This is a genomic window from Ruoffia tabacinasalis (assembly GCF_005864045.1).
GTDB lineage: Bacteria > Bacillota > Bacilli > Lactobacillales > Aerococcaceae > Ruoffia > Ruoffia tabacinasalis.
On sequence record NZ_VBSP01000101.1, the window covers coordinates 1 to 1,269 of the forward strand.

Genomic DNA, 1,269 nt, shown 5'->3' on the forward strand with positions numbered 1-1,269 from the left:
CCTCTGTTGTCAAATCAAATGCAACACTATTGTTATTCAAAAGACATACCCCATTAGACTTTTAGGTATAGGGTTTCCCCCATGGGGGAAATGTCGCTTTTCGATTCTTTTATAACTCAAGTCTTTATTCCATTAAAGACAATTCGGTCTGGTAGGCTTCTTGAGCGGACATTAAACCGAGTATGGATCGTATGCGTTTATTTATCTTACCAGCTGCTTCTGATATATAGTCAGAAGTAAAATGATGTAACGATTTACCTTTCGGTATAAACTCTCTTAAGAGTTTATTGAAATTCTCGTTAGACCCCCGTTCCCATGATGCGTAAGCATGACAAAAATAAATAGATAAATCATCGTTTTCAAGCTCAGATACTTTCGCAAACTCAGATCCATTATCAAATGTAATAGTTTTAAACTGATGAGGGCTGTTTTCTACAAGTGTTTGAAAAGCCGTTAATACAGTCTCGCTTTTATAATCCTCAATCTTCATTGCTATAGCGAAGCGTGTTTTCCGTTCGACTAATGTAATGGCTGCCGGCTCTTCTTTATGGCGTTTTCCCTTTACTAAGTCAGCTTCCCAATGACCAAATTCCGAGCGGTCTAACACACTTGATGCTCGGTCCGAAATACTGGTACCCAGAACTTTCTTATTTCGTCCCTTTGGACGACTGTGCTTATTTTTTCTTGGTTTCAAACGATACATCATAGGTAAATCATGGGGCTTGATACACAGCGCATTTTGTCGAATGTAGCGATAGACGGTTTTGAAACAAGGCACTCTTTCCTTAGGATGTTTTAAAGCATAGGACATCACAAATGTTTTAATATTGTGAGTTCGCTCTTTTCCTTTGAAAACACCATTGTGGTGAGCTTTCTTTAATTTATACCAAAAGCGTCCAGAGTAAGCTTGCATACCTTTTGATTGACTGCGTTGTCTATTCTTTAAATAAGTGACTTCACCAAAGTCAGCTAGATACTTCTCGACTTTTTTACCTTGACTAATTTGGACGACGGTACCCCGTTTGATTTCACGTGAAATAGTTGATTTATTTCGGCCAAGCAAACGGGCAATCTCAGCTTGCTTTTTGTCTTCTTTTAGCCATTGTTCGATCAGTTCACGTTCCGTGAATTTCAAATGCCCTTTAGATTTCTTTGTGTTAAAATGAGTGTGTGACATGAAGATTCTCTCCTTATACTATGTTGTGGTGACTTAAGTATAACGAATCTTCATGTCTTTTTTTAGTGTTGCGTTTCATCTTACAACACACC

Annotated in this window: 1 protein-coding gene; it reads right to left on the reverse strand. The window is 38.1% G+C overall.

Annotated features, from left to right (window positions below; translation table 11 throughout):
- Positions 1–124: 124 nt before the first annotated feature.
- On the reverse strand, positions 125–1,177 hold the full coding sequence (locus FEZ33_RS12205; RefSeq protein WP_138405613.1) for an IS30 family transposase: 1,053 nt from the start codon (positions 1,175–1,177) through the stop codon (positions 125–127).
- Between the last annotated feature and the right edge of the window lie 92 nt (positions 1,178–1,269).

Excerpts from the sequence above, each read along its gene's own strand:
- FEZ33_RS12205 (WP_138405613.1), bottom strand. The coding sequence starts at position 1,177 with ATGTCACACACTCATTTTAACACAAAGAAATCTAAAGGGCATTTGAAA.